This window comes from Streptomyces sp. NPDC002004 (assembly GCF_053593975.1).
Genome location: NZ_JBSFDP010000001.1, coordinates 1 through 26,959 on the forward strand (window position 1 = coordinate 1; position 26,959 = coordinate 26,959).

Genomic DNA, 26,959 nt, shown 5'->3' on the forward strand with positions numbered 1-26,959 from the left:
GCCCCCTCGGGACGCGGCGGCCGCTCGGTGTGATGACGGAATCGGGCGGTCAGCCCTGCCGGGCCAGGTCGGCCGCGCCCACCAGGCCCGCCTTGTTGCCCAGCTGGGCGGCGAGTACCTGGGCGTGCGGGCGCCACTGGCTGCCGACCAGCCAGCGGCGGAAGGACTTGCGGATCGGGTCGAGGACGAGCTCCCCCTCGTCCGAGACGCCGCCGCCGACGATGAACGCGGACGGGTCGAACAGCGATGCGAGGTCGGCGAGACCCGCGCCGGCCCAGCGGGCGAGCTCACGGAAGGAGTCGAGGGCGACCGGGTCGCCCTGCCGCGCCGCCGCGCTGACGTGCTTGCCCTCGATCCCCTCGGGCGTGCCGTCGCCCAGCCCGAGCAGGACCTCGGCGTTCTCCGGGGTGGCACCCGCCCGCTGCTTCGCGTACCGCACGAGGGCGCGCCCGGAGGCGTACTGCTCCCAGCAGCCCTGGCTGCCGCAGCCGCACAGCAGACCGTCGGGAACCACCCGGATGTGCCCGAACTCCGCGGCGACGCCGAAGCGGCCGCGGCGCAGTTTGTTGCCGATGATGATGCCGCCGCCCAGGCCGGTGCCGAGGGTGATGCAGATGACGTCCTCGTGGCCCTGGCCTGCTCCGAACCTGTACTCGCCCCAGGCCGCGGCGTTCGCGTCGTTCTCCACGACGACCGGCAGGCCCACGCGCTGCTCGACCTTGTCCTTCAGCGGCTCGTGGCGCCAGTGGATGTTGGGTGCGAACAACACGGTCGCGCGCTTGTCGTCGACGTATCCGGCGGCGCCGATGCCGACGGCTTCGATGTCGTGCCCCTTGCCGGCGCCCGTGACGGCGGAGGCGATCGCGTCGATGATGCCCTCGGCGGTCGTCGGAGTGGGCACCGTGTGCGTTTCCAGGATGGTGCCCTCTTCGTCGACCACGCCGGCCGCGATCTTCGTGCCGCCGATGTCGACGCCGATGGTGAGTCCCATGTGTCCCTCAGTTCGGTCGAGCCCCGCTATGGCCAACCGTACCCGAGTGGATGTCAGTCGAGGTCGATGTGCTCCCCGGGGCCGGGGCCCTCGTCCCACCGGTGGGAACCGGGTCCTGAGCCCTCCCCGCGGGTCCAGCGGCGCTCCTGGGATTCCACGGCGGAGCGGTAGGCGGCCAGCAGTTCGTTCCCGGCGGCGGCGAGGTGGTCGAAGACGTCCGGATTGCGCTCGATGACGGGTTCGACGGCGGCCTTGGCCTGCTGCACGATCTGCTGGACGACGTGCTGCGCGGCGCCCTGTCCGGCCATGCCGAACAACGGCGACTGCAGCCCGGAGAGCTTGTCGGCGACGGCGTCGACGAGCTTGCGCAGCTCCTCGGCCGCCGTGCCGGGCGGTGGCGTGCTGCGGGCCCGGCGGCGGGCCTTCTCGTCGGCGAGGTCCTCGGCGCAGGCCTGCGCCCAGGCGTCGGCGTCGATGCCGCCGTCGCGCGGGGTGTCCTTCTGCGGAGCCTCGTCGGCGGGGGTGCGGGCCTCTCCGCCAGGGTCGGGCACGGGGTTCTCGTTGGCGTCGCTCATGGCGGTCGAACTCCTGCGAAACGGGGAGGGATGCGCGAAGCGCTCGTCGGAAGCGTGACGGACGACGGGAACGCTACGTTTCGTACGGTCGACGTTACCCGAACGGGGGCGTCCGGTTCACCGGGTCCCGGCGGCCCGGGTCCGGGTTCGGCCATCGGGTCAGCCGCGCTGCGGCCACAGGTCCGGGTCCGGGGTGAACCGGATCCGCAGCTCCCCCTCGCGCAGCCCCGCCCCGGCGACGGTGCAGCGGCGCAGCGCCGACGGCAGCGGAACTATCCGGCGGAACAGCGGTCCCGCGGTGACCACGAGCTCGTCGCCCCGGCGGATCAGGTCCAGGTCCTCGCGCACGGCGCCCGGGAGCGGGATGTGCCAGACCAGGACGCCGTCGTCGGCGCGGCGGTCGGCGAGCGGCCAGTCGACGCGGCCGGGGGCGTCGCCGGGATGCGGCACGGCGAGGGCCGCCAGGTCCTCGGCGCCGCGTGGGTCGCGGCCCAGGTGGGCGACCTCGTGGACGTCGTACCCCGCCGCCCACTCCTCGACGGCCTTGCGCTGCTGTGCGGCGAGACCGGAGAGCCAGGGGTCGGCAGAGGCGTCCGGCAGCATGCGGTTGGCGACGAGCGCGTCCACGCGCAGGCCGTGCAGGGCGAGTCCGGTCGCGGTGGTGCGCAGGGCGTCGGCGGCGGCCGGACCGGGTTCGGCGACCAGGCGCACGGTGGTCCCGGGGTCCTCGATCACGGCCTGTACGGCGGCCAGCTCCAGGTCCCAGCGGGATGCCGCCTCGTACAGCGCCTCGGTGGGCATGGGGACGCCCGCGAGGCGGCCGAGCACAGGGCGCAGGGCCCGGGCCGCCTGGCGCTCGGGGGGCAGCAGGCGGCGCAGGTAGCGGCGGAGCTGCTCGGGCAGGGCGAGGGCGGCGATCGCCTGCGGGGCCGCGGGGAGGTCGACGACCACCAGGTCGAAGGAGGCGGTGGCCGCGTCGCGGAGGGTGCGCAGGAGGGCGAGTTCGCCGGAGCCGGGAAGCGGGGTCAGTTCCTCGGGGTCCAGGCGGGACGCGCCCAGGAGGTCCAGGACCGAGGCGGCGCGGGACTGGAGGGCCGTGAGGTCGTCACGGAACGCGGCGGCGGCATCGGGCCGCAGGGCCGTGAGTCCCGGCTCGACCTCGGTCGGGGTCCCGCCCGTGGGTGTTCCCAGGGCCGCGCCCAGCGTGTCGGCGGGGTCTCCGGAGAGCACCAGCGTTCGGGTGCCGTTGCGGGCCGCGGTCAGCGCGGTGGCTGCGGTGACCGTGGTGCGGCCGGAGCCGGCGGGGCCGGTGACGAGGACTGTGCGCATGGGTAGTGACCGTACTGCGTGCCGCTGCGGGGCCCGATGGCGGTCCCGCGGTGCCAGGCACCGGGACCGGGCCGCCTGCCGGGACCGGACGGGGCGGAGGGCACGTCGGCCGTCGGCGTCCCGTGCGGCCGCGGGAGGCGCCCTCGGCCCGCCCCGCTACTTCGACTCGACGCGCTTCTTCAGGCCCGCCAGCGCGCGGTCGATGATGACCTTCTCCGCCTTGCGCTTGATCATCCCGAGCATGGGGATCTTGACGTCGACGGTGAGCTGGTAGGTGACCTCGGTGGTGCCGGTGGAGGTGGGCTTGAGGAGGTAGGAGCCGTCGAGGGAGCGCAGCATCTGGGACTTGACGAGGGTCCAGGAGACCTCGTTGTCGCCGGTCCAGGTGTAGGCGAGGGTCTGGTCGTCCTTGATGGCGCCGGCGTCCATGACGAGGCGGACCTGCTCGGCGCGGCCCTGGTCGTCGCTGGCGAGGACCTCGGCCTCCTTCACCTCACCCGTCCAGTCCGGATAGCGCGCGAAGTCGGCGATCACTCCCATGACATCGGCCGGTGCCGCCTCGATCGTGATGCTCGAGCTGGTGTATTCCGCCATCGCCGTGGCTCCTCCAGATGCGGTCCGGTGAGGTGAGGTGCGCGCAGCGGCGCGCGCCGTGCCGTGCGCGTCGTGCGTGCGCGTCGTGCAGCGTGAAGGCTACCGCGCGGTGACTTGGCCGCCGTCACCGCGTGGGGCCCGATCAAGCCCTGCGTCCGCCGGCGCCGGGCACGTCCCCGGCACCGTGGACGCGGCGGTCAGGCGGTCACCACTCCAGGGCGAAGGGCGTGCCGGAGCCCGCGAAATGGCCGACGTTCACGCATTCGGTCGCGCCGATGCGCATGCGCCGCGCCAGGGGCTGGTGGACGTGGCCGAAGAGGTGGTAGCGGGGGCGGGTGCGGCGGATCGCGTCGAGCAGCGCCCGGCTGCCGCGCTCGAAGCGGCGCGCCACCGTGTCGTAGACCAGTTCGGGGACGTCCGGGGGGATGTGCGTGCACAGCACGTCGACCTCGCCGACGGCCTCGATCTTCGCCGCGTACTCCTCGTCGCTGATCTCGTAGGGCGTGCGCATGGGGGTCTTCAGGCCGCCGCCGATGAAGCCGAAGACCCGGCCGCCGATCTCGACGCGTTCGCCGTCGAGGACGGTGGTGCCGGGGCCCGCGTACTCGGCCCACAGCTGGGGCATGTCGACATTGCCGTACGTCGCGTACGTCGGCGTCGGGAAGGCGGCGAACATCTCTGCGTACTGCTTGCGCACCGCCCGCTCGATGGCCGTCGCCCGGTCGCCGCCGAGGTCGCCCCACAGGGAGGCGCCGAAGGCGCGGGCCTCGTCGAAGCGGCGCTCGGTGCGCAGCGCGACGATCCGGTCGGCGTTCTCGGTGCCGAAGAGGTCGGGGAAGATGCCGCGCGAGTGGTCCGCGTAGTCGAGGAACAACACCAGGTCGCCGAGGCAGACCAGGGCGTCGGCACCCTCTCCCGCCCGGGCCAGGTCGCGCGCGTTGCCGTGGACGTCGCTGACGACGTGGATCCGCATGGAGCCGGGGCGGCTGCCCTCTCGTGTGCCTGCCATGGCGATCACCCTAGGACCGAGCGGGCAAAGGAGGCCAGAGGTGGCCGGACCTGCGGTTACTTCTCAGTCGGGAAGCCGGTGGACTACTGTGCGCGAAGCAACGCCATGGCGAGTGAAGGTCGTGTGACGCAGCGAACATCTGGCCGGGACCCCCTATCGAAGAAGCCGTACCGATGGGTAACGTCCGGGCAGTCCAGTCGTGCTCTGGGTTTCAACCATTGGCTTGGCCAGTGGCTTCGCCCCGAGCACCTGCCCGAGCCTTGGACCGCACCGTCGCAGCAACACAACGTCGTGGCGCCGGCGCCCTATGAGGAGCAGCAGTCTTGCGCGAGTTCAGCCTTCCGGCTTTGTACGAGGTCCCCGCGGACGGCAATCTGACCGACATCGTCCGGAGAAACGCCGCGCAGCACCCGGATGTGGCGGTCATCGCCCGCAAGGTGAACGGCACTTGGCAGGACGTCTCCGCCACCGCCTTCCTCGCCGAGGTGCGGGCCGCGGCTAAGGGCCTGATCGCCTCCGGTGTGCGGCCCGGCGACCGGGTCGGCCTGATGTCCCGCACCCGCTACGAGTGGACGCTGCTCGACTTCGCGATCTGGAGCGCGGGCGCGGTCACCGTGCCGGTGTACGAGACCAGCTCGCCGGAGCAGGTGCAGTGGATCCTCGGCGACTCGGGTGCGGTCGCGTGCCTGGTGGAGCTGGACGCGCATGCGGCGACCGTCGACGCGGTCCGCGACCGGCTGCCCGCGCTCGCCCACGTCTGGCAGATCGAGGGCGGCGGACTGGACGAGCTGGTCGCACTGGGTGCCGGGCTCGCCGACGAGGCGGTCGAGGAGCGCAGCTCGCTGGCGAAGGCCGACGACCCGGCGACGATCGTCTACACCTCGGGCACCACCGGCCGCCCCAAGGGCTGTGTGCTGACCCACCGCAGCTTCTTCGCGGAGTGCGGCAACATCGTGGAGCGGCTGCGCCCGCTGTTCCGCACCGGCGAGTGCTCGGTCCTGCTGTTCCTTCCGCTCGCGCACGTCTTCGGGCGGCTCGTGCAGATCGCGCCGATGATGGCGCCGATCAAGCTGGGCTGCGTACCGGACATCAAGCACCTGACGGACGAACTGGCCGCGTTCCGTCCGACATTGATCCTGGGCGTGCCGCGCGTCTTCGAGAAGGTCTACAACTCGGCGCGCGCCAAGGCGCAGGCCGACGGCAAGGGCAAGATCTTCGACAAGGCCGCGGACACCGCCATCGCGTACAGCAGGGCGCTGGACACCCCGTCGGGCCCGTCCCTCGGCCTGAAGATCAAGCACAAGACGTTCGACAAGCTCGTCTACAGCAAGCTGCGGGCCGTGCTCGGCGGGCGCGGCGAGTACGCGATCTCGGGCGGCGCCCCGCTGGGCGAGCGCCTGGGCCACTTCTTCCGCGGCATCGGCTTCACGGTCCTGGAGGGCTACGGCCTCACCGAGTCCTGCGCGGCCACCGCGTTCAACCCGTGGGACCGGACGAAGATCGGTACGGTCGGCCAGCCGCTGCCCGGTTCGGTGATCCGGATCGCCGACGACGGCGAGGTGCTGCTGCACGGCGAGCACCTGTTCAAGGGGTACTGGAACAACGAGGCGGCGACCGCCGAGGCGCTGGCCGACGGATGGTTCCACACGGGTGACATCGGCACCCTGGACGAGGACGGATATCTGCGGATCACGGGCCGCAAGAAGGAGATCATCGTCACGGCCGGCGGCAAGAACGTCGCCCCCGCGGTGATCGAGGACCGTATCCGGGCGCATGCGCTGGTCGCCGAGTGCATGGTCGTCGGCGACGGCCGCCCCTTCGTGGGCGCGCTCGTCACGGTCGACGAGGAGTTCCTGGGCCGGTGGGCCGAGGAGCACGGCAAGCCGGCCGGGTCCACGGCGGCCTCGCTGCGTGACGACGCGGATCTGCTGGCCACGATCCAGCACGCGATCGACGACGGCAACGCCGCGGTGTCCAAGGCGGAGTCGGTGCGGAAGTTCCGGGTTCTCGGTTCCCAGTTCACCGAGGAGTCCGGTCACTTGACCCCGTCCCTGAAGCTCAAGCGGAACGTGGTGGCGAAGGACTTCGCCGACGAGATCGAGGCGCTCTACCGGGGCTGACGCCCGGGCGACGGCGGCTTCCGGCCGCGGCCTCACCTGATCGTCCCCGACCCCCGTCCCAGCGGTCTTCCGCTGTGGCGGGGGTCAGCTGTCGGCGATGACGCGGTCCATCGCCCGTTCCGCCAGTGCCGTGATGGTCACGAACGGATTCACGCCGATCGAGCCCGGTATCAGCGAGCCGTCGGTGACGTACAGCCGCGGGTAGCCCTTCACCCGGCCGTAGTCGTCCGTCGCCTCGCCGAGCGGGACGCCGCCCAGCGGGTGGTAGCAGAAGTCGTCGGCGAACGGGCTGTTGTTGCCGAAGAGGTCGTACCGGTAGATCGTCAGGTTGCGCAGATTGATCCGGTCGAAGAGCTTCTTCGTGGCGTCGACCGAGGGCTGGTTCTGGGCGCGGCTCCAGTTGAGCTTCGCCGAGTCGGTCCCGGGGTCGTACGAGAAGGTGCCGCGCTGCGGGTTCTTGGTGATCGCCAGATACAGGCTGATCCAGTGCTCGAAGCCCATGGGCAGCGGGGCGATCTCGGCGAAGACGGGGTTGGCCGCGTTGTCCCAGTCGTCGATGCCGAGGGTGGGCATGGTGGCCTCGTTGGCGCCGACGGTGTCCCAGATGTGGTTGGCGCGGGCGGTCATGATGTTGCCGTTGCCGCCCCAGCGGGTGCCGACGGCGGGGCTCAGATCGGGCAGGGCGCCCGTCTCGCGGGCGCGCAGCAGGAGTTCGGTGGTGCCGAGGCTGCCCGCGCCGAGGACGAGCGTGCGGCAGCCGATCTCCCGGGTCCCCACGACGGCGCCCGTGAGGTCGGTGCGGTCGGCGGTGACGACGTAGGTGCCGTCCGGTTGTCTTCGTACCGCGCGTACGTGCTGCTGGGTGTCGATGGTGACGTTGCCGGTGCCGAGCGCGGCGGCGAGGTAGGTCTTGTCGACGCTCTTCTTGCCGTGGTTGTTGCCGTAGATGACCTCGCCCGCGAGGGCGGACTTCACGGCCGTGCCCGCGGCCTCGCGCTGCATGTACCCGAAGTCGTACACGTTGGGCACGAAGACGGTCTTCAGCCCGGTGTTCTGTGCGTGCTTGCGCGAGGTACGGGCGAACTTGTACCACTCGGTGGACTCGAACCACGCCGGGTCGATCGTGTTGACGCCGAGCATCGTGTTGGCGCGCGGGAAGTAGGTGCCGTACATCTCGTCCGCGTCGACCCGGGGCAGGACCTCGGAGAAGTACGACCTCTTCGGCACCACCGCCATACCGCCGTTGACCAGTGAGCCGCCGCCGACACCGCGCCCCACGTACACGGACATGTCGGTGAAGTGCACGCGGTCCAGGACGCCGGGGTAGGGGCTGATGTCCCTGTTCACGACGTCCAGCCAGAGGAAGGTGGCGAGGGGGGCCTCCGTGCGCGTGCGGAACCACATGGAGCGCTGGTCCGGCGCGCTGGTGGAACAGAAGACCTTGCCGTCGGACCCGGGGCTGTCCCAGAGCCGGCCCATCTCCAGTACGAGGGTCCGCACACCGGCCTGCCCGAGGCGCAGCGCGGCGACGGCCGCGCCGTAGCCGGAGCCGATGACGACGGCCGGGGCGAAGTCGGTGGCGGGAGGTTCCTCGGCACGGGCCGAGGAGAGACCGATACGGGTGAAACCGAGCGCGGCCGCAGCCTGCAGGGCGCCTAGCCCCAGGATGTGACGGCGCGTCAGATGTGTGCTCATGGGCGCAGCATGTGCGGATTTTCGGCTTCCGCCCAGACGGTGCGCGGACCCAAATCCGGGAGAATGTTCGAGAGAGGGCTGCGCGGACGTCAGCGCAGGGCTGGGCGAACGTCGTAGCAGGGCCTGGGCGGACGCCGGAGAGGACTCCGGGAGAACGTCAGAGCAGGGCCTGCAGCCTCTTGGCCAGCAGATCCCACCGCCACGTCGTCTCGACCCACTCCCGCCCGCGCTCCCCCATCCGCGTGCGCAGCTCCGCGTCGCCGAGGAGGGTGACGATGCGCTCGGCGGCTGCCTCAGGGGACCCCCCGGGCACCACCCACCCGGTCTCCCCGTCGAGCACCGCGTCGGGCGCCCCGCCGGAGTCCCCCGCGACGACCGGCAGCCCCGTCGCGGACGCCTCCAGATACACGATCCCGAGCCCCTCGACATCGAGCCCTCCGCGCCGGGTGCGGCACGGCATGGCGAACACGTCCCCCGCTCCGTAGTGCGCGGGCAGCTCCTCCCACGGCACGGCCCCCGTGAAGCGCACCGAGTCGGCGACCCCGGTGTCGGCGGCGAGCCTGCGCAGCGCACCGTCGTAGGGGCCGCCGCCCACGATCAGCAGCACCGCCTCCGGCTCCCGCGCCAGGATCGCCGGCATCGCACGGATCAGCGTGTCCTGCCCCTTGCGCGGCACGAGCCGCGAGACGCACACGACGACGGGCCGGTCGGCGAGCCCCAGCCGGGCGCGCACCTCGTCACCGCCGGAGTCCGGGTGGAACGTCTTCTCGTCGACGCCGGGCGGCAGATGCGCCATGCGCGCGGCGGCCTCCGCCGTCAGCGCGGCCGCGATCCTGGACCGGGTGTACTCGCCGAGATAGGTGAGCGTGTCCGTGCCCTCGCCGATCCGTCGCAGCAGCTGCCGCGAGCCGGGCAGCTGTGCCCAGCCGGCCTCGTGCCCGTGCGTGGTGGCCACGATCCGCTCGGCGCCGGCCGCGCGCAGCGCGGGCGCCATCAGCCCGAGCGGGGCGGCCGCGCCGAACCACACCGACGTACAGCCGTGCTCACGGAGCAGACCCACCGCACGACGGGTGACGCGGGGGGTGGGCAGCAGCATGGTCGTGCGGTCGCGTACGACGGTGAACGGCTGCTCGGCGTCGAACGCCGCCGTGGCCTCGATGCCCTCGCGGTCGCGCTTCCAGGTGGAGGCGTAGACGACCAGCCGCTCCGGGTCCAGGCGCAGTGCCATGTTGTGCAGAAAGGCCTGGATTCCTCCGGGCCGCGGCGGGAAGTCGTTGGTCACGATCAGGGTCTTGTGCATCGCCGTCCGACAGTACCGAACGCCGCACGGCCGCGCCTCTTCGCTCCCGTACGACCCGGAGCGGCATCATGGCCCTCCGGCCGTGAGGCAGGCACGACGAGGACGGACGAGGTGGTCATGACGGTCGCGCCGGTCGCCGCGCGGGCAGCGGTCGCACGTCGCAGGACCATCCCGGCTGCGGTGTGGGCGGTCGCCGCGTGGGCAGCGACGAGAACCCTGCTCCTGCTGTGCGTCTTCAAGGTCGTGGCCGTGGCCGGCCCGGACGTGACCAGCGATGTCTCGGTCATCTACCACGGCTGGTACGAGGTGCTGCGCACGGGAGCGTTCCCGGAGCACGACGTCACCTGGCAGTACCCGCCCGGTGCCGCCCTCGCGGTCCTCTCCCCCGCCCTGCTTCCCTTCCTGTCCTACACCGCGGCGTTCTTCGTCCTGGCCTGTCTGACGGACGGGCTGGTGCTGGGACTGCTGCTGTACGCGGGCGGGCGCCCGGGCAGGTCGCTGCGGGGCGCCTGGGTGTGGGTGGGCGGCGTCGCACTGCTCGGCCCCACCGCCTATGCGCGCTACGACCTGATGGTCACCGCCGTCGCCGTGGCCGCACTGCTCGCCGGGGCGCGCCGGCCGGGCGGACTGGGCGCGCTGGCGGCGGTGGGCGCACTGCTGAAGGTGTGGCCTGTGCTGCTGCTGAGCGGTGCGGGGCGCGGGCGGCCGGCGCGGCGGGCCTGCGCCGCGGCGGCGGCCACGACCGTCGGCATCGGCGCCGTGTTCGCGCTGCTCATGCCGGGCGCACTCGCCTTCGTCACCTCCCAGCGGGACCGGGGCACCGAGGTCGAGTCACTGGGCGCGCTGGTCTTCCACACGGCCCGGCACCTGGGCTGGCCCGGCCTGGTGCAGTTGAACTACGGCTCGATGGAGTTCATCGGTCCGTACGTGCCGGTGGTGAGCGTCCTGGCCCAGATCGCGTCGATGCTGGCACTGGCCTGGCTGCTGTGGTGGCGGCTGCGGGCCCGCACCTGGTCGGCGTCGACGCTCGGCGACGCGGCGTTCGTCGCGGTCCTGCTGCTCACGGTCACGAGCCGGGTGATCAGCCCCCAGTACATGGTGTGGCTGGCGGGCCTGGCGGCCGTCTGCCTGACCCACCGGGCGACCCGCATGACCACGCCCGCCGCGCTGGTCCTGGCGGCGAGCCTCGTCACGCTGCTGGAGTTCCCCGTCTGGTTCGCCCACGTCGTGGCGAGCGACTGGCTGGGCCTGACCCTGCTGTACACCCGCAACGGTCTGCTCGCGGCCGCCACCGCACTGGCGGCCGTCCGGCTGTGGCGGCAGACGGTGGCGGCCGCCCCGGCGCCGGCGCGGTCAGCCGGTTCCGCCGCGGTGCACGGCCCGGTACGAGGGGACGGGCCGGACCCGGCCCTGCTTACCGCCCCGGCCCCCGCGTCGGAACAACAGCCCGGCGAGGGCGCCCTGGACGGCCATCGCGATCCCCATCGCCCAGCAGATCCCGGGCAGCCCGAGCCCGGACAGAGCGTGGGCGAGCGCTAGCTGGACGGCCGTCCCGGCAAGGGTGATCCGCAGCAGCACCGAGGCGCCCCCGCTGCCCTCGAAGACGCCGCCGAGTGCGATGAACCCGGCCATGAGCAGCAGGTAGGGGCCGATGCAGCGCAGGAACAGCACGCCTTCGCCGGCGACCCGGGCGTCCGCGCCGAAGGCGCGCATGATCCAGGGGGCGAGCACGGCCAGCAGCAGGGCGGCCGCCAGGCCCAGCGCACCGGACAGGGCCACGGCCGCACGCCCGATGGCCCGTCGCTGGTCACGACCCCGGCCACCGGTGTGCGCGGTGTGGATGGACGCCGCCTGGCGCACCGCGTAGAAGGCCATGGTGGCGATGTACAGGACCTTGTAGCCGATGGCGTACGCGGCCACCGGTGCGACGCCGAGCCGGGCGACGATCGCGACGAGGGCGAGCGCCCCGGTCTGCCGGACCGTGAAGTCGGCGGACATCGGCAGCCCCGTGCGCACCGTGCGGCGCAGCGCGGCGGATGCGGACACCGCGGGAGCGGCCGCACGGGCGGTGCGCACCGGGGCGGCCCGACGCACGGCACGGACGCCCACGACGAGTGCGACCAGGCGTCCGGTCACCGTGGAGACGGCGGCGCCCCGGACCCCGTAGGCGTGGATGAGCAGCGGGTCGAGGACGAGGATCAGGCCGTTCGCGAGCAGGGCGAGCCGCAGCGGGGTGCGGGTGTCGCCGGTGCCCTTGAGGATGCCGTCGACGAGGTTCTGCACGAAGAACACGGCCATGCCGGGGAGTGAGATCGCGAAGTAGGCGGTGGCGAGCGGTACCGCGGCGCCGTCCCCCAGAACCGTCCGTGCAATCGGCCCGCGCAGCAGGAATCCGCCGCCGGCGACGAACGGCACGAGCAGGGCGCAGAGCGCGGTGCCGCCGCGCAGCGCGGCGTGCAGGGCGCCGGGGTCACCGGCGCCCCTGGCGTGCGCGACGAGCACCGTCGTGCCGGACCCGAAGACCAGGGCCACACCGAGCAGCACGTTCTCGGCGTTCGTCGCGGCGGCGACGGCGGCCACGGCGGGGCCGCCGAGCCGGGACACCCAGACCGTGTTGATGATCCCGGCGGCCACGGACGCGAGCAGTGAGACGTAGACGGGCCCGGCGAGGGAGACGAGCTGTTTGCGGTGTACGGACATGGCGACCCCCGTGTGTTCCGTCGATCCATACCTCGAATCGATGTACAGCGAAGAGAGGTACCATGATGCAGTGGGACCCGCAAGGGCCACGGACCCCAAGGAGCCGCCGGATGCTGGAGCTGCCGATCCTCGGATTCCTCTACGAGGAGCCGCTGCACGGCTATGAGCTGAAGGAACGGATCAAGGCCCTCAGCGGCCACGTCCGGCCGGTCAGCGACGGCGCGCTGTATCCGGCGCTCACCCGGCTGGTGAAGGCGGGTGCGCTGGAGCAGCGCACCGAGCCCGGTGCCGGCGCCGCCCCGCGCCGCATCCTCTCGCTGACCGACGCCGGACGTGCGCAGCTGCTGGAGCGGCTCCGCCGCCCCAAGGACGTGGAGATCACCGACCATCACCGCTTCAATACGGTCCTGGCCTTTCTGCGCCATCTCCCCGACCCGGCCGAACAGGCCGCCGTGCTCCGCCGCCGCCAGGAGTTCCTGACCACCCCGGCGAGCTTCTTCTACCGCGACGGCAAACCGGTGCGCGCGGCGGAGGCGGGCGACTTGTTCCGCCAGGGCATGCTGCGGGTCGCCCGGGCGACGAGCACGGCCGAGAAGGCGTGGCTGGCGGAGACGATCGCGGAACTCGACCGGCGGAGCGCGCCGGGCGGGCCTTCGGCGGGAGGCGGGTGAGCACAACGGGCCGGCCGCCGGCCGGAGACCGGTCACTCCGGGCAAGCCGTCGGCCGGACACCGGTGAATGCTCCGGGCGGGCCTTCGGCGGGAGGCCGGTGAACACGCCGGACAGGCCACCCACCGAAGACCGGTGAGGGCGTGGCTCAGCCGCTCAGTTCGGTGCGCAGGTAGGCACGCCAGCGGGCGGTGAACCGGTCGGGGGTCGTGCGCAGGACGTCGCGCAGGGCGGCCTCGACCGCGCCCGGGCGCTTCCCGTGGGCGCCGACGGTGCGGTAGAAGGCGTTCAGCTTCGCCTCGCCCCAGTTGTCGGCGATCATGCGGCAGGCCAGCCATCCGCCCTCGTAGGCCTGCGCGAGGCGGGTGGCGTCCCCGCCGAAGCCGAAGTCCCGGTCGGCGGGCAGGTCCGCGGGGACCTGCCCGGCCGTCACGGCGCGCGCGAGTTCGGGCGCGGCCTGCGTGGGCCGGCGGCCGGTACCGCGGTATCCGACCCAGTCGGCGTAGCCCTCGGAGAGCCACAGCGGGGTCGCCCGGGTGGTCAGGTCCCGGGTCGCGACATGGGTGGTCTCGTGGGTGAGGACGACCTGCTTGCCGAGGTCGCCGAGCACCGCGTAGGCATCGGGGTTGACGACGACCCGGTCGGCCGGCGCCCGGGTGCCGCTGCCCGCCTCGCCCGTGGTGACGGCGGCGATCCCGCGGTACGCGCTGGGGGCCGCGCCCAGGAGTCCCGCCATGCCCTCCAGCGACTTCGGCACCAGCACCACGACGTGGCCCGACCAGTCGCCGCCCCAGGCGTCGCGCACCGCGGGCACCGCGTGATCGGCGAGCCGGGCGAAGTCCCCGAGCCGCCGCCGCTGCTGCCCGACGCCGAGCACGAGGCTGTGCGCACCTTTCACCACCGTGACCGGCCCCTGCTCCCACAGCTGCTGGGGCGCCCCCGGCGCAGGCCGGTCCCCGGCGACGTACCACCGCCCGTCGCGCTGCCGCAGGTCCAGCTCGCGCAGGGCGCTGACCGGGGTGCGGTCGTAGCCGGTCACGCGGTAGCGCAGGTCGGCCTCCACGGTGGCCCGCGCCCCGGAGCGGTGGAAGCCGGTGATCCGGTACGTCCAGGAGGTCAGCGGCACGTCCGCGAGGGCGCGGAAACCGGCGTCCGTGCCGGTCGCGCGGAAGGCCGACGCGTCATGGTGCAGCACGGCGTCCGCCCTGCGGTCCAGGACCCGCTGGACGCCGACCTGGGCGCCGCCCGGCGCCGCACGATCGCAGCCGACGAGCCCGCCCGACAGCCCGAGCAGGGCGGCGCACACCGCTGCCACCCACGCCCCGCGCCCACGACCAGCCATCTGCCCGATGGTACGGGGCCGTGCCCGGCGCCTCGGACCGCAGGTGACCGGTACGCGATCACCCCGTGCCGGGAGCCCCGGGCGTCAGAGCCGGGTCACCGAGGAGACCGGCATCATCCCGACGGGGTCGTACCGCACGGCCGCCCCCGGGTGGGGCGCATGGATGACCTGCCCGTGGCCCACGTACATGGCGATATGGCTCGCGTCCTGACGGTAGGCGACCAGATCGCCGGGCCGCGCCTCGGACAGCGGTACCCGGCGCCCCGCGAAGCGCTGTTCCTGCGAGGTGCGCGGAAGCCCGACCCCGGCATGCGCGTACGCCCACTGCATGAGCCCCGAGCAGTCGAAGCCCGAGGGACCGCTGGCGCCCCACACGTAGGGGCGGCCGAGCGCCGAGCGGACCGCAGCGACGGCGGCGGCGGCCCGCCCGGACGGGGCGACCGCACCGCCCAGGTCGGGTACGAGGTCGCGGCCCGAGCGCGAGGCCCGTTCGTACGCCGCACGCGCCGCCGCCGGCAGCGCCCCCAGCAGCCGCTCGGCCTCCGCGAGCTTGTGCTCGACGGTCCGCTTGTGCCGGGCCACCGCCTTGCGGGCCCGCTCCAGCTCGGCGAGGTCCTTCATCGCCTCGGCCCGCTCCTGGGCAAGGCCTCGCTGGGCCCGCTCCAGGTCCTTCAGCTTGCCGGTCTGCAACGCCCCGATGCGGTCCAGCGTCGAGGCCTTGTCCAGATAGCCCTCGGGGTCCGCGGAGAGGAACAGCTCCAGCGAGGGGTCGATGCCGCCCGAGCGGTACTGGGCCCCGGCGAGCGAACCGAGCGCGCCCCGCATGGTGTTGATGCGCTCCTGGCCGCGGGCGATCCGGTCCTGTGCCGTCGCCACCCGTGCGCGCAGCCGGTCCGCCCGCTCATCGGCGCGGTCGTACGCCTCGGTGGCGCGCTCCGTCTCCTCGAACAGCCGGTCCACGGTGGCCCGGGGGTCGGAGGGCCTGTCGTGCGGCACCGCCACGGCCGGTGCCGCGCCGAGGGCGGCCGCCGCGGTGGCCGCGGCGGCGGACAGGACGGTGACACTGGTTCTCCGGTCGAGGCCGGAGGCTGCAACGCGGCGATGGGACCCCACGGGTAGCCGCTCTCCCTTCCGCTGACGGACCCCCGGTTTCGGGGGAATGCGACACCGGACAGTAGCCGTGCGACTACAGCGGGACCAAAGAGCGCGGCGGGCACAACGGCTGACGCCCCGCCGGAGACGCAGGTCACCGACGGGGCGTGGGGTCAGCGGGGGCTGCCGGAATTCGCCCGTTCGGGCGGCACGGCAGGTGGTGTCAGATACGGACGCCGAACTGGAAGGGCATGTTGGCGATCGCCTCGTAGCGCACGTTGGCGCCGGTGTGCGGGGCGTGCAGCACCTGGCCGTTGCCCGCGTAGAGGCCGATGTGGTGCAGGTCGCCGTAGAACAGGACCAGGTCGCCGACCTGGAGGTCGCTCTGCGAGTAGATCCGCGTTCCGGCGTTGGCCTGGAGCTCGGAGGTGCGGGGTATGGAGACACCGGCCTGGGCGTACGCCCAGGAGGTGAGGCCGGAGCAGTCGAAGGAGCTGGGGCCGGAGGCACCGTAGACGTACGGCGAGCCGATCTTGCTCTGCGCCGCGGCGAAGGCGGCACCGGCGCGGCCGGACGCGGGCTTGGCGTTGCCGATGGCGCTGCGCTCGCTGGCGCGGCTGGCGCGCGCCTCCTTGGCGGCCAGCTCGGACTTCTCCTTGGCCGTCAGGGTGTTGAGGAGCTTCTGCGCCTCGCCGAGCTTGCCCTGGACTTCCTGCTTCTTCTTGCCCAGCTCGGCGCGGGTGTCCGCGAGGTCCTTGAGCTTGTCGGAGGCTTCCTGGCGCTCCTGCGTGAGGGAGCGCTGCTTCTCCTGGATCTTCTTCAGCTGATCGACCTGCTGAGCGCTCAGCTGGTCCATCGTGGACGCCTTGTCGAGATAGTCGTCCGGGTCCGAGGAGAGGAAGAGCTGCACCGAGGGGTCGATGCCACCGGAGCGGTACTGGGCGCTGGCCATCGAACCGAGGCCGTCCCGGAGGGTGTTGAGCTCGTCCTGGCCGCGGGCGACCTTGTCCTGGAGATCGGAGATCTCCTTCTCGAGCTTCTTCTGCTTCTCCTTGGCCCCGTCGTACTTCTCGGTGGCCTTTTCCGCCTGCTCGTACAGAGCATCGACCTTGGCCTTGACCTGGTCCTTGCTCATCTTGGGCGCGGCCTGGGCGGCCTGCGAGGTCAGGGCCACGGCAGCGGCGGCGGTTGCGGTGAGCACGGTCACACGGGTGCGGCTCGGCTGCTTGGGTCGACGGTGGGACGCCACGAAGGCGAGCTCCTTCTTCCTTCAGCCGCCTACCGACGCACCGGTGGGCGGTGCCCCCGCTGCCACTCCTCATGAGTGATCAACCGAGCGGGGGTTCGCGCCAGACCCTAGTGACCTTCCTGTGATCAGTTCAAATCCTCTTGAGAAAAATCTCTGTCACCCAGCGCATTCTTTGCACGCAACTCACGTGCAGTAATGCTCGATTGACGCTACGTTGCGTGAAGGTTTCGCCAATTCGGGCATCTCACACAGTTGTTGCGGTTGGTGCGTATGCGCCTACCGGCACGAAAGGGGCTTCCCGGCCCGCCGGCCCGCCGGGCATCGAACCATCGCGGCAAACTCCCGCAAAAGGTGCATGGGGTGGAGTCGATCCGGCGAAGACCCGTCCGGCCCTTCCGCCGAACTCCCGTCGGCCGCCGGAGGGGCGGACGGAGCGGGCGAGGCGTCAGGGGGTGTCTTGTCGATCGGGCCGGATCAGGGAGCGGGGCTTGGTGCGCTGCGTTCGCTTCGCTCTCTCCGCCTCGGCTCTTCGATTCATCCTCCGGATGCCGAGCGCAGCTGCAAGGCGGAGGAGGGAGTCGACGCGATGGGGGTCCCCCCGCGCGAGCGCAGCCGAGCGTGGGGGGAGTCGGCGACCGACGACAACGCCGCAGATGTGCGTGCCAAGCCCCGCGAGCCCGGCGTGATCGGCAAGACACCCCCTAGCCCCGCGAGAAGCGCTTGAGGAGCACCACCGAAGCCACCGGGCGCGCCCCCGCCTTCGCCACGCCGTCGGCCACCTCCCGGTCGGTCGAGGCGACGATGACGGGGCGCCCCGGCGGCTCGGCGCGCACCAGCTGGCGGATCAGCTCGTCGGCCGTCACACCGGGCTTGGAGAACAGCACCCGCACCCCGCGCGGCGGCGCGAGCAGCACCGGAGCGGCCAGCTCGGCGCCGTCGAAGACGCAGGTGACCTCGGCGCCGGTCTGGGCGGCCAGCAGCGACAACTGACCCAGCAGCCGCAGTCGCTGCTTCTCCAGGGGCATCTGGGGATAGCCGGTCTTGGTGACGTTGTAGCCGTCCACCACGAGATGGGCCTGCGGCAGCGCGAGCAACTGGTCCAGGATCGCGGGATCGTGCTCGGACAGGGCGCGGGCCGCGATGTCCTTCGGGGACATTCGCCCCGGTTCGACCGCATCCACGGTCTCGGCGGGACGCACCGAGACAGGGGGCAGGGCGAGTTCACGCCGCAGCCCCTGGGCCGCGTCCAGCACGGTGTCCAGCAGCAGCCGCACCCGCATGTCCTCGACACTGCGGCCCTCGCGGGCGGCACGGCGGGTCGCCTCCAGCGCCGCCTCGGCCTCGCCGAGGCGGGCCTTGAGCCGCCGTGTCTCGCTCTCCGCTGCCGACACCTGCGCCTGGCCCTCGGCCCGTACGGTCTCGATCTCGCCCTGGACCTTGCGCAGCGCCGCCTCGCCCCGCTTGATGTCGCTGAGTGCCCCGCGGAGCTTGCGGTGAAGCGATTCGGCTTCCTTCTTCGCGGCCTCCAGCTCGGTGCGCAGCCGCTCGGTCTCGGTGCGTGTCTGGGCCTGCGCATCGGCCAGCTCCGCACGCAGCCGGTCCAGTTCGGCCCGGGTCTCCTCGTCGACCCGCTCGGCGTCGGCCCGCTCGGCCTCCTCGCCGGCGGCGGTCACCAGCTTCACCCAGCCGACGGGACGCAGCACATAGGCGGCGGCGGCCACGTCGAGCGGGTCGGCGGCGGGCGGCGGAGCGCCCGCGTCGAGGGCGCCGGCCAGTTCCTGCTGGCCCTCCCGCAGCTTCTCGGCGATGCGCTGCCGGAACAGCGCATCGGTCTCCACCGCCGCCGCCATCGCGTTGCCGCCGAACTTGGCGCGGCGAGTCGGGGTGAAACGGGCGTACTGCCGCAATTGCGCGGGAAGTTCACTTACGGTCAGCCCGCCGAAGCCGTCCGAGACGATCTGGACGACCCGACGGCGCACCCCTTCGGGCAGCGGGCGGTCGAGCACCTCAGCGGTGCCGTCGACCGGCCCCCCGCCTGCGCTCTCCACCATCCGTCACCCCACTAGCTGTGCGGGGGCCCGCTCCCTCAGGAGCCGGCGCCCGGCCTGTCCACGAGTTCCACCTGGTCCACCGCATTGCACCAACGACAGCGGACCGACTCGATCGTCTCACTGACCACGTCGCGCTCCTCGACCTTCGGCTCGCCCGCGAGGTCGAGATGGAGGTACTCCACGACCTTCGACGATCGGGTCACGTCGAACCGGGTGAGGTTGCCGCAGAGCGTGCAGCGCCACCGAGTCGTCGCGGTCGGGAGGGGAACCGTCATCGTGACCGTCGCTTCCTTCGTCGTGTCCGGTGCACCTGTATTCCATGGTGCGTCCGTTTCCATGGTGCTTCCGCGTCGTAACCCTAGGTGCGTTTGGGTCGTAACCCTACGGCCTGCGGGCTCAGGTGTGCTCGGCGCCCGTCTGCGGCGAGGCGGTCTGTGCGGTTCGGTCCGGTTACGTCATGCTCTGCACATGATCAGCAAGGTGACGTACGGACTGATCGGGCTGTGCTGTCTTCTCTTCGTGCTGAGCCCGGTCTCCGGACTCAGTCCGATGTACGGCTCCGGCGACGCGCTCCTCGCGGCGCAACGCGCCTACTTCGAGCGCTGGGGGGTGGTGCCGACGGAACTGCTGACCGGCGTGCCGCGCGCCGTCATCACCCCGGCGACCGCCCTGTTCGTGCACGGCAGCTGGCTGCATCTGCTGGGCAACATGCTCTTCCTGTACGTCTTCGGGGCGATGGCGGAGGAGCGCATGGGCTCCGTCGCGTTCCTGCTCTTCTACCTCGTCTGCGGCTATCTGGCGCTGCTGGGCTACGCGGTCGCCCACGCGGATTCGGCGCAGACCCTGGTCGGCGCGTCGGGGGCGATCTCCGCCGTCCTCGGCGCCTTTCTCTTCCTCTTCCCTAAGGCCCGCGTGACCAGTCTCTTCCCGTTCCTGTTCTTCCTACCTCTGCGCTTCCCCGCGTGGGTCGTGCTGCCGTTCTGGGCCGCACTCCAGTGGCTGGCCGTGCGCCAGACCCCCCAGGGACCCGGGGTGGCCTACCTGGCCCATCTGGTGGGCTTCACGCTGGGCTTTCTCTACGCGTGGGCCCGGTACGGCAGGCACGGGACGGGCGCCCACGACGGCCCCGCAAGGGCGCTGGGGGGCGAGGGACGGCCGGATAGAGTGAAGGACACAGCGCCGGCCACCGAGGGAGACAGCAAGCCGTGATCACCGCGATCGTGCTCATCAAGACCAGCGTGGACCGCATCCCCGAGATCGCCGAGTCGATCGCCGCGCTGGACAGCGTCAGCGAGGTCTTCTCCGTCACCGGCACCTACGACCTGATCGCCATGGTCCGGGTCAAGGCCCACGACGACCTGGCGGACGTCATCCCCGGCAGGATCAGCAAGATCCCGGGCGTGGAGGCCACGGACACGCATGTCGCGTTCCGGACGTACTCGCAGCACGACCTGGAGGCCGCCTTCGCGATCGGCCTGGACTCGTAGGGCCGCAGGGCCCCGCACCGCGGGGCCGGAGCCCCGTCGCCTGCGCGGTGCGCGGCACGGGTCCGTACGGGCAGCACGGAGCCCCCGGCAGGACGACCGGGGGCTCCTGCGTGTCCGGGGTCAGTGCGCCGCCGTGTCGGGCACGCAGCGGCCGTCCTCGGTGCGGTACGTCCAGCGGGCGCCGTCGCTCACGAGCTCGCCGACGGCACGGACGAACCGCTCCACGTGCTCGTCGGGCGTGCCGGCACCGAAACTCACCCGGATCGCGTTGAGGGACGGCGTGCCGGGTGCGGCCTCGGGGGCGCCGCACTCCCCCGGCTCGTCGGGCTCGCCGCCGAGCAGCGTACGGAGCAGCGGGTGGGCGCAGAACAGGCCGTCGCGCACGCCGATGCCGTACTCGGCGGAGAGCGCCGCGGCGAAGTGGGAGCTGTTCCAGCCCTCGACGACGAACGAGATGACGCCGACCCTGGGCGCGTCGTCGCCGAACAGCGACAACACCTTGACCTGGGGAATCGCGGCGAGTCCGGTGCGCACCTTCGCGATCAGGTCCTGCTCACGGGCGACGAGGGCGTCGAAGCCCGCCTCGGTGAGCGCCTTGCAGGCGGACGCGACCGCATAGGCGCCGATGACGTTCGGCGAACCTGCCTCATGGCGGGCGGCCGTCTCGTGCCACTCCACGTCGACGCCGCCGTCGGCACGCCGCGCCACCGTGCGGCTGGCGCCGCCGCCCGCCAGGTAGGGCTCGGCGGCGCGCAGCCAGTCGGCGCGGCCGGCGAGGACACCGGAGCCGAAGGGTGCGTACAGCTTGTGCCCGGAGAAGGCGACCCAGTCGACGTCCAGGCCGGCGATGTCCACGGGGTGGTGCGGGGCGAGCTGGGCGGCGTCGAGGACGATCCGGGCGCCGTGCGCGTGGGCGACGGCGGCCAGCTCCCGGACCGGCCACAGCTCACCGGTGACGTTCGAGGCGCCGGTGACGCAGACCAGCGCCGGGCCGTCCGGGCGTCCGCCGCCCGGACGGAGCGGGGACCCCGGGGAGGAGCCCTCGTGCTCGGCGAGGGCGCGCTCCAGCGTGCGCACGGCGTCGCCGGGCGTACGGGGGGCGTCGAGGTACGTCACCCGGGCGTCCCGCCACGGCAGCAGCGAGGCGTGGTGCTCGGTCTCGAAGACGAAGACCCGGCAGCCGGCCGGAAGGGCCGCGGCGAGCAGGTTCAGCGAGTCGGTGGTCGACCGGGTGAAGACCACCTGGTCGTCGGCGCGGCAGCCGAGGAACCCGGCGACGGTCTTCCGGGCGTTCTCGAACAGGTCGGTGGACAGCTGGGAGAGGTATCCGGCGCCGCGGTGCACGCTGCCGTAGTACGGGGCGTACGCGGCGACGTCGTCCCAGACGCGCTGCAGGGCGGGCGCGCTGGCGGCGTAGTCCAGTGCCGCGTAGGTGACCTCGCCGCCGGTCACGAGCGGCACGGTGACGTCCCGGCCCAGGACGGGCAGCGGTGCGGTGGCACAGCAGGGGGCGGCGGCGGTGGCAGTGGCGACGGCGGTGTTCGGGCATGCGGACATGGCGGTATCTCCCGGCGGGACAAGGCGAAATGGCTGGGGGACCCCGGCGCGGGTACGGCGTGACACGCCTTCACGGCACGGGGGGGACCTCGACGCACGGCGTCATGGGACGCGCTCGTGCGGAGGTGGGACGGGAAAGGGGCCGACGGCCCTAGCGCATTCGCTTGCTCACGGAGACAGCTCCCTCGAGGCCAGGACCCCAGGGACTGCAAGGGGTCCGCGCTTGCCGCAGGCCTTGCTGCCTGCGACCTGGTCTTCACCCGGGGCACCCCGCCACGGACGGAGGGTTGCCGGACAGCGGGCCGGGGCCGTGTCGCTGTCACTCATGACCTGCCGAAAAACCTACGCGAGCTGATCGTCGCGGTGCAACTCGTGTCCGGATGCCGGGACGTCGGCGCTCCGGCGCACCGCGAACCCCCTGCGGGGCGGTGCGCCGGGCGCGTTGATCCGTGGGACGGGAAGTCCCCTATGCGTTGCTGGCCCGCACCCAGCGGTCCAGGACCCGCTTGGCCGCGCCCGAGTCGATGGACTCGGCGGCGCGGGCGATCCCGGCGCGGAGCTGGTCCGCCAGGGGCTCGTCGGTGGGGTGGAGGGCGACCAGGGCCGCCGCCGAGTTCAGCAGCACGGCGTCGCGCACCGGGCCCGTCTCGCCGGAGAGCAGACGTCTGGCCACATCGGCGTTGTGGGAGGCGTCGGCGCCGCGGAGCGCCTCGACCGGCACCAGCTCGATCCCCACGTCCCGAGGGTCGAAGTGCTGCTCGGCCACCGCCCCGTCGCGGACCACCCATACCTTGGAGGTCGCCGTGGTGGTGAGCTCGTCCAGGCCGTCGTCGCCGCGGAAGACCAGTGCGGAGGAGCCGCGGTCGGCGAGCACACCGGCCACGATGGGCGCCATACGGGCGTCGGCGACCCCGGTCGCCTGCGTCTTCACCCGGGCCGGGTTCGTCAGCGGGCCGAGGAAGTTGAAGACGGTCCGGATCCCCAACTCCTTGCGCGCGAGCGCCACATGACGCAGCGCGGGGTGGAACTTCACCGCGAAGCAGAAGGTGATCCCCGCCTCCTCGGCCACCTCGACGACCCGCTGGGGGGTCAGATCGAGGTTGACGCCCAGCTTCTCCAGGACGTCCGAGGCGCCGGACGCGCTCGATGCTGCGCGGTTGCCGTGCTTGACGACCCGCGCACCGGTGCCGGCGACGACGATCGCCGACATCGTGGAGATGTTGACGGTCTTGGCGCCGTCGCCGCCCGTACCGACGATGTCGACGCTCGGGCCGGGCACGTCGATGGTCCTCGCGTGCGCGTACATGGTGCGGACCAGCCCGGAGATCTCCTCGACGGTCTCCCCCTTGGCACGCAGTGCCACCACGAACCCGGCGATCTGCGCGTCCGTGGCCTCGCCCCTCAGGATCCGGTCCATCGCCCAGGCGGTGGCGTCCGCGCTCTGGTCGTGCCCGGTCAGCAGCGAGTCCAGTACCTGGGGCCAGGAACGGCCCGCCGCGGTGTCGCCTCCAGCGGGGGTCACAGCGCTCATATGCCGCTCCTGGGTCGTCTCCGTGCCGGGTACGCATCCCGTACGTATCCGGTGCCTCCACCCTATCCAGGTCCCGGTACGGCAAAGAGCCCCGTCCATGCAATGGACGGGGCTCCTGCCGTGGCGACCTGTTGGGTCAGGACATCAGTGGTGGCCGTGGCCGCTGGTGATCTCCTTGTACTCCTCCACCGTCGGCTTGGGGATCTGGTTCCCCTCTCCGTACAGGTTCTCGGAGAGCTTGGCCTTGAGCTTCTGCGTGGCGGGGATCTTGCGCTCCACGCCGTTCTCGTCGACCTCCGGGCCGAGCTCGAGCGGCTTGTACTGCTCGTGCGCGGTCAGCGTGTGCAGCTGCTCCTGGTCGAGCGGCTCGTGGACCTCGATGAACTCACCGTGCGGCAGGCGCTTGATGATGCCGGTCTCGCGGCCGTGCAGCACCTTCTCCTTGTCGCGGCGCTGGAGACCCAGGCAGATCCGCTTCGTCAGGACGAACCCGATGACCGGGCCGACGAAGAAGAAGATCCGGACGAACCACGTGATCGCGTTGATCGACAGGTGGAAGTGCGTGGCCCAGAGGTCGTTTCCACCACCGACCAGCATGACCATGTACGCCGTCACCCAGGCGACACCGAAGGCCGTACGGGTCGGGGCGTTGCGCGGGCGGTCCAGGATGTGGTGCTCGCGCTTGTCGCCGGTGGCCCAGGACTCCAGGAACGGCCAGATCGCGATCAGGGCCAGGACCAACGGGAAGAGCACCAGCGGGATGAAGACGCCCAGGACGAGCGTGTGACCCCAGAAGTTGATCTCCCAGCCGGGCATGAAGCGGATCAGACCCTCGGCGAAGCCCATGTACCAGTCGGGCTGGGCGCCGGTGGACACCTGGTCCGGCCGGTACGGGCCCATGGCCCAGATCGGGTTGATCTGGGCGATCGCCGCGATGACCGCGATCAGACCGAAGACCAGGAAGAAGAAGCCTCCGGCCTTGGCCATGTAGACCGGGAGCAGCGGCATGCCGACCACGTTGTTGTTGGTCTTGCCGGGACCCGCGAACTGCGTGTGCTTGTGGTAGAAGACCAGGATCAGGTGCGCCACCACGAGGCCGAGCATGATGCCCGGCAGCAGCAGGATGTGGATCGAGTAGAAGCGCGCCACGAAGTCGTGGCCCGGGAACTGGCCGCCGAACAGGAAGAACGACAGGTACGTGCCGACGATCGGCACGGACAGGATCGCGCCCTCCATGAAGCGGACACCGGTGCCGGAGAGCAGGTCGTCCGGGAGCGAGTAACCGGTGAAGCCGGTGAACATGCCCAGGACGAACAGCAGGAAGCCGAACAGCCAGTTGATCTCGCGCGGCTTGCGGAACGCACCCGTGAAGAAGACGCGCATCATGTGCACGAACATGGCCGCGAGGAAGATCAGCGCCGCCCAGTGGTGGATCTGCCGGATGAGCAGACCGCCGCGGACGTCGAAGCTGATGTGCAGCGTCGAGTTGAACGCCTCCGACATCAGCTGACCCTGGAGCGGGGTGTAGCTGCCGTCGTACACCACCTCGTTCATCGACGGGTGGAAGAACAGCGTCAGATACACACCCGTGAGGATGATGATGATGAAGCTGTAGAGCGCGACCTCACCCAGCATGAAGGACCAGTGGTCCGGGAAGATCTTGCGCATGTTGGACTTCGCCAGGGAGTAGATCCCCAGCCGGCCGTCCGCCCAGTCCGCCACCCGCTCGCCGGCGGGCGCCTTGCGGCGTGAGTCGGTGCCGGTGTTCGTCGTAGTGCTCATCCGCGCTCCCAGAAGGCAGGACCGACGGGCTCTGCGAAGTCGCCGAGCGCCTCGAGGTAACCGTCCGAGTTGACGCCGATCTGCAGCTGCGGCAGGGCGTGACCGGCCGGACCGAAGATGACCCGGGCACCGTCGGAGAGGTCGAAGGTGGACTGGTGGCACGGGCAGAGGACGTGGTGCGTCTGCTGCTCGTAGAGGGAGATCGGGCAACCCACGTGGGTGCAGATCTTCGAGTACGCCACGATGCCCTGGTGCGACCAGTCGAGCTCGCGCTTGTCCTTGATGTTCTCCGGAGCGATCCGGACGAGCATCAGGGCGGCCTTGGCGATCTCCTCCTGGAACTCGGGGTTGGTCTCCTCGAGGCCCTCGGGCTTGGCGAAGGTCAGCGAACCGACCGGGATGTCCGAGGCGCGCAGCGGCTGGTTCGTGTTCATGTTCACGATCAGCTTGCCCTTGGACCACGCGGTGTGGCGCAGGCTGTCGCCCGGCAGCGGACCGAGGTCGCGCAGCAGGAAGAGGCCGGACAGCGGCACCAGGCCGAGCGCGCCCACCATCGTGGTGCGGATCAGCTTGCGACGGCCGATCGCGGACTCCTCGGCACCCGCCCTGAAGTCGGCCATGACCTTGGCCTTGACGTCCGGCGCGGCCTCGATCGGGTGACGGTCGTCCGCCACCTCGACGTCCGACATCAGCGTGCGGGCCCAGTGGACCGCGCCGGCACCGATGCAGAACAGCGCCAGGCCGAGGGTCATACCGAGCGCGAGGTTCAGCGCGCTCATGTGACCGACCGGGAAGACGAAGATGTCCCGGTCCTTCGGGATCGTCACGTAGGACGCGATGAACCCGACGGTGGACAGCATGGAGACCGTGAACAGCAGGGCGACCGTGCGCTCGGAGCGCTTGGCGGCCCGCTCGTCGATGTCCTGGATGCGGTGCTCGTGGGGCGGAAGGCCCGGGTCCGCGAACGGATCGTCCTTGACCGCTACGCCGGTGTGGGCGGCGTCCTGCGCGACGGGCAGGTTCTCTTCTGGAATGTCTTGGCTACTCATGACTTCTTGGCCTTTGCGGTCCGAGCTGCGACCCAGACAGCGATGACGATCGCGGCGCCGAGTCCGAAGATCCACGCGAAGAGGCCCTCGCTGACCGGTCCGATGCCGCCCAGCTCGAGGCCACCGGGGTTGGTGGTCTGGGAGCTGTCGACGGCCTGGAGGTAAGCGATGAGGTCCTTCTTGTCCTTCTCGGGCATCGTCGTTTCCGGGAAGGAGGGCATGTTCTGCGGGCCGGTCTGCATGGCCTCGTAGATGTGCTTGGGGTCGACGCCCTCGAGCGTCGGGGCGTACTTCCCGTGCGTCAGGGCGCCACCCTTACCGGTGAAGTTGTGGCACTGCGCGCAGTTGGTACGGAAGAGCTCACCGCCATGAGCCATGTCCGCGCCCGCGGGGCTGTACTGGTTCTTCGTCGGCACGGCCGGGCCGGCGCCGAGCGAGGCGATGTACGCCGCGAGCTGGTCGATCTGGTCCTGCGTGTAGATGACCTTCTTGCGCGGGGCCTGCGCGCCCTGCTGCTGCAGCGGCATACGGCCGGTGCCGACCTGGAAGTCGACCGCGGCTGCGCCGACGCCCACCAGGCTGGGGCCGTCGGAGGTGCCCTGACCACCGACACCGTGGCAGCTGGCGCAGCCGACGGCGAAGAGCTTCTTGCCCTCTTCGATGGAGAGGGACTGGGCGGTTGTATCGGCCTGCGCCCTGTCCGCCGGCGCGAACGCGGCGTACAGCCCCCCGGTGGCCGCCAGCGCGAGGAGTAGGACGACGACCGCCGCCAGCGGATGGCGTCGTCGTGCGGAGAGCTTTTTCACGGATTACCCCGGTGTCAGGATCTTCTGCGTC

The 26,959-nt window shown here is 71.7% G+C and carries 22 protein-coding genes, 1 pseudogene and 1 riboswitch; of the genes and pseudogenes, 5 read left to right on the plus strand and 18 right to left on the minus strand.

Going from position 1 to position 26,959, the window contains the following annotated elements; translation table 11 throughout:
• Positions 1–49: 49 nt before the first annotated feature.
• The 5 genes from ACWCP6_RS00005 to ACWCP6_RS00025 form a co-directional block, all read right to left on the minus strand.
• Positions 50–991 carry an ROK family glucokinase gene (locus tag ACWCP6_RS00005; RefSeq protein ID WP_450929999.1) on the minus strand — a complete coding sequence of 314 codons (942 nt, stop codon included), beginning with the start codon at positions 989–991 and terminating at the stop codon, positions 50–52.
• 53 nt (positions 992–1,044) lie between these two features.
• Entirely contained in the window at positions 1,045–1,566 is a 522-nt protein-coding gene (locus tag ACWCP6_RS00010) for a DUF5304 domain-containing protein (RefSeq protein ID WP_450930000.1), read from the minus strand.
• 159 nt (positions 1,567–1,725) lie between these two features.
• Entirely contained in the window at positions 1,726–2,895 is a 1,170-nt protein-coding gene (locus ACWCP6_RS00015; protein WP_450930001.1) for an ArsA family ATPase, read from the minus strand.
• Between the two features lie 156 nt (positions 2,896–3,051).
• Positions 3,052–3,489: an SRPBCC family protein gene (locus ACWCP6_RS00020; protein ID WP_450930002.1), complete on the minus strand. Its 438-nt coding sequence runs from the start codon at positions 3,487–3,489 to the stop codon at positions 3,052–3,054.
• Between the two features lie 205 nt (positions 3,490–3,694).
• Positions 3,695–4,498, minus strand: coding sequence for a metallophosphoesterase family protein (locus ACWCP6_RS00025; protein ID WP_450930003.1), 804 nt, complete (start codon positions 4,496–4,498; stop codon positions 3,695–3,697).
• A 323-nt stretch (positions 4,499–4,821) separates the two neighbouring features.
• Here ACWCP6_RS00025 and ACWCP6_RS00030 point away from each other — a divergent pair, with 323 nt between their 5' ends.
• Entirely contained in the window at positions 4,822–6,618 is a 1,797-nt protein-coding gene (locus ACWCP6_RS00030) for an AMP-dependent synthetase/ligase (protein ID WP_450930004.1), read from the plus strand.
• Positions 6,619–6,702: 84 nt separating this feature from the next.
• Here the strand turns inward: ACWCP6_RS00030 and ACWCP6_RS00035 are convergent, their stop codons facing one another.
• Positions 6,703–8,313: a GMC oxidoreductase gene (locus ACWCP6_RS00035; RefSeq protein WP_450930005.1), complete on the minus strand. Its 1,611-nt coding sequence runs from the start codon at positions 8,311–8,313 to the stop codon at positions 6,703–6,705.
• A gap of 157 nt (positions 8,314–8,470) precedes the next feature.
• A complete protein-coding gene (locus ACWCP6_RS00040; protein WP_450930006.1) occupies positions 8,471–9,613 on the minus strand; it encodes a glycosyltransferase family 4 protein in 1,143 nt (380 codons plus the stop codon).
• A gap of 117 nt (positions 9,614–9,730) precedes the next feature.
• On the opposite strand from ACWCP6_RS00040, the pseudogene ACWCP6_RS00045 reads away from it, so the two are divergent.
• Positions 9,731–11,005, plus strand: a pseudogene (locus ACWCP6_RS00045) (glycosyltransferase 87 family protein); the annotation flags it as partial.
• Here the strand turns inward: ACWCP6_RS00045 and ACWCP6_RS00050 are convergent.
• Positions 10,967–12,313 carry an MATE family efflux transporter gene (locus ACWCP6_RS00050; protein ID WP_450930007.1) on the minus strand — a complete coding sequence of 449 codons (1,347 nt, stop codon included), beginning with the start codon at positions 12,311–12,313 and terminating at the stop codon, positions 10,967–10,969. The pseudogene ACWCP6_RS00045 and the gene ACWCP6_RS00050 sit on opposite strands and share 39 nt — an antisense overlap.
• Before the next feature lie 110 nt (positions 12,314–12,423).
• Between ACWCP6_RS00050 and ACWCP6_RS00055 the strand changes: the two genes are divergently transcribed.
• Positions 12,424–12,984: a PadR family transcriptional regulator gene (locus ACWCP6_RS00055; protein WP_450930008.1), complete on the plus strand. Its 561-nt coding sequence runs from the start codon at positions 12,424–12,426 to the stop codon at positions 12,982–12,984.
• Between the two features lie 146 nt (positions 12,985–13,130).
• Here the strand turns inward: ACWCP6_RS00055 and ACWCP6_RS00060 are convergent, their stop codons facing one another.
• The 5 genes from ACWCP6_RS00060 to ACWCP6_RS00080 all read right to left on the minus strand — a co-directional run bounded on the left by ACWCP6_RS00060 (position 13,131) and on the right by ACWCP6_RS00080 (position 18,991).
• Positions 13,131–14,324 carry a hypothetical protein gene (locus ACWCP6_RS00060; RefSeq protein WP_450930009.1) on the minus strand — a complete coding sequence of 398 codons (1,194 nt, stop codon included), beginning with the start codon at positions 14,322–14,324 and terminating at the stop codon, positions 13,131–13,133.
• An 84-nt stretch (positions 14,325–14,408) separates the two neighbouring features.
• Positions 14,409–15,437: an NlpC/P60 family protein gene (locus ACWCP6_RS00065; protein ID WP_450930010.1), complete on the minus strand. Its 1,029-nt coding sequence runs from the start codon at positions 15,435–15,437 to the stop codon at positions 14,409–14,411.
• A 202-nt stretch (positions 15,438–15,639) separates the two neighbouring features.
• On the minus strand, positions 15,640–16,665 hold the full coding sequence (locus tag ACWCP6_RS00070) for an NlpC/P60 family protein (protein ID WP_450930011.1): 1,026 nt from the start codon (positions 16,663–16,665) through the stop codon (positions 15,640–15,642).
• A gap of 701 nt (positions 16,666–17,366) precedes the next feature.
• Entirely contained in the window at positions 17,367–18,716 is a 1,350-nt protein-coding gene (locus ACWCP6_RS00075) for an NYN domain-containing protein (RefSeq protein WP_450930012.1), read from the minus strand.
• A gap of 35 nt (positions 18,717–18,751) precedes the next feature.
• Complete coding sequence (locus ACWCP6_RS00080) at positions 18,752–18,991, minus strand: hypothetical protein (RefSeq protein ID WP_450930013.1); 240 nt, start codon at positions 18,989–18,991, stop codon at positions 18,752–18,754.
• Between the two features lie 193 nt (positions 18,992–19,184).
• Here ACWCP6_RS00080 and ACWCP6_RS00085 point away from each other — a divergent pair, with 193 nt between their 5' ends.
• Together ACWCP6_RS00085 and ACWCP6_RS00090 are read left to right on the plus strand one after the other, a co-directional pair.
• On the plus strand, positions 19,185–19,925 hold the full coding sequence (locus tag ACWCP6_RS00085) for a rhomboid family intramembrane serine protease (protein WP_450930014.1): 741 nt from the start codon (positions 19,185–19,187) through the stop codon (positions 19,923–19,925).
• Entirely contained in the window at positions 19,922–20,203 is a 282-nt protein-coding gene (locus ACWCP6_RS00090) for an Lrp/AsnC family transcriptional regulator (protein WP_131565796.1), read from the plus strand. The genes ACWCP6_RS00085 and ACWCP6_RS00090 overlap by 4 nt, the downstream gene beginning before the upstream one ends.
• 120 nt (positions 20,204–20,323) lie before the next feature.
• Here the strand turns inward: ACWCP6_RS00090 and ACWCP6_RS00095 are convergent, their stop codons facing one another.
• The 5 genes from ACWCP6_RS00095 to qcrC form a co-directional block, all read right to left on the minus strand.
• Positions 20,324–21,760, minus strand: a complete 1,437-nt coding sequence (locus ACWCP6_RS00095; RefSeq protein WP_450930015.1) for an aminotransferase class V-fold PLP-dependent enzyme — start codon at positions 21,758–21,760, stop codon at positions 20,324–20,326.
• Positions 21,761–21,974: 214 nt separating this feature from the next.
• Positions 21,975–22,091: riboswitch (SAM riboswitch) on the minus strand.
• Positions 22,092–22,226: 135 nt separating this feature from the next.
• Positions 22,227–23,291: an anthranilate phosphoribosyltransferase gene (trpD, locus tag ACWCP6_RS00100; protein ID WP_450930016.1), complete on the minus strand. Its 1,065-nt coding sequence runs from the start codon at positions 23,289–23,291 to the stop codon at positions 22,227–22,229.
• A 144-nt stretch (positions 23,292–23,435) separates the two neighbouring features.
• Positions 23,436–25,073, minus strand: coding sequence for a cytochrome bc1 complex cytochrome b subunit (gene qcrB, locus ACWCP6_RS00105; protein ID WP_450930017.1), 1,638 nt, complete (start codon positions 25,071–25,073; stop codon positions 23,436–23,438).
• The gene (gene qcrA, locus ACWCP6_RS00110; RefSeq protein WP_450930018.1) at positions 25,070–26,122 is read right to left on the minus strand and encodes a cytochrome bc1 complex Rieske iron-sulfur subunit; all 1,053 of its coding nucleotides are present in this window, start codon (positions 26,120–26,122) and stop codon (positions 25,070–25,072) included. The genes qcrB and qcrA overlap by 4 nt, the downstream gene beginning before the upstream one ends.
• Positions 26,119–26,928, minus strand: coding sequence for a cytochrome bc1 complex diheme cytochrome c subunit (gene qcrC / locus ACWCP6_RS00115; RefSeq protein ID WP_450930019.1), 810 nt, complete (start codon positions 26,926–26,928; stop codon positions 26,119–26,121). Before qcrC ends, qcrA begins: the two co-directional genes overlap by 4 nt.
• Positions 26,929–26,959 lie beyond the last annotated feature (31 nt).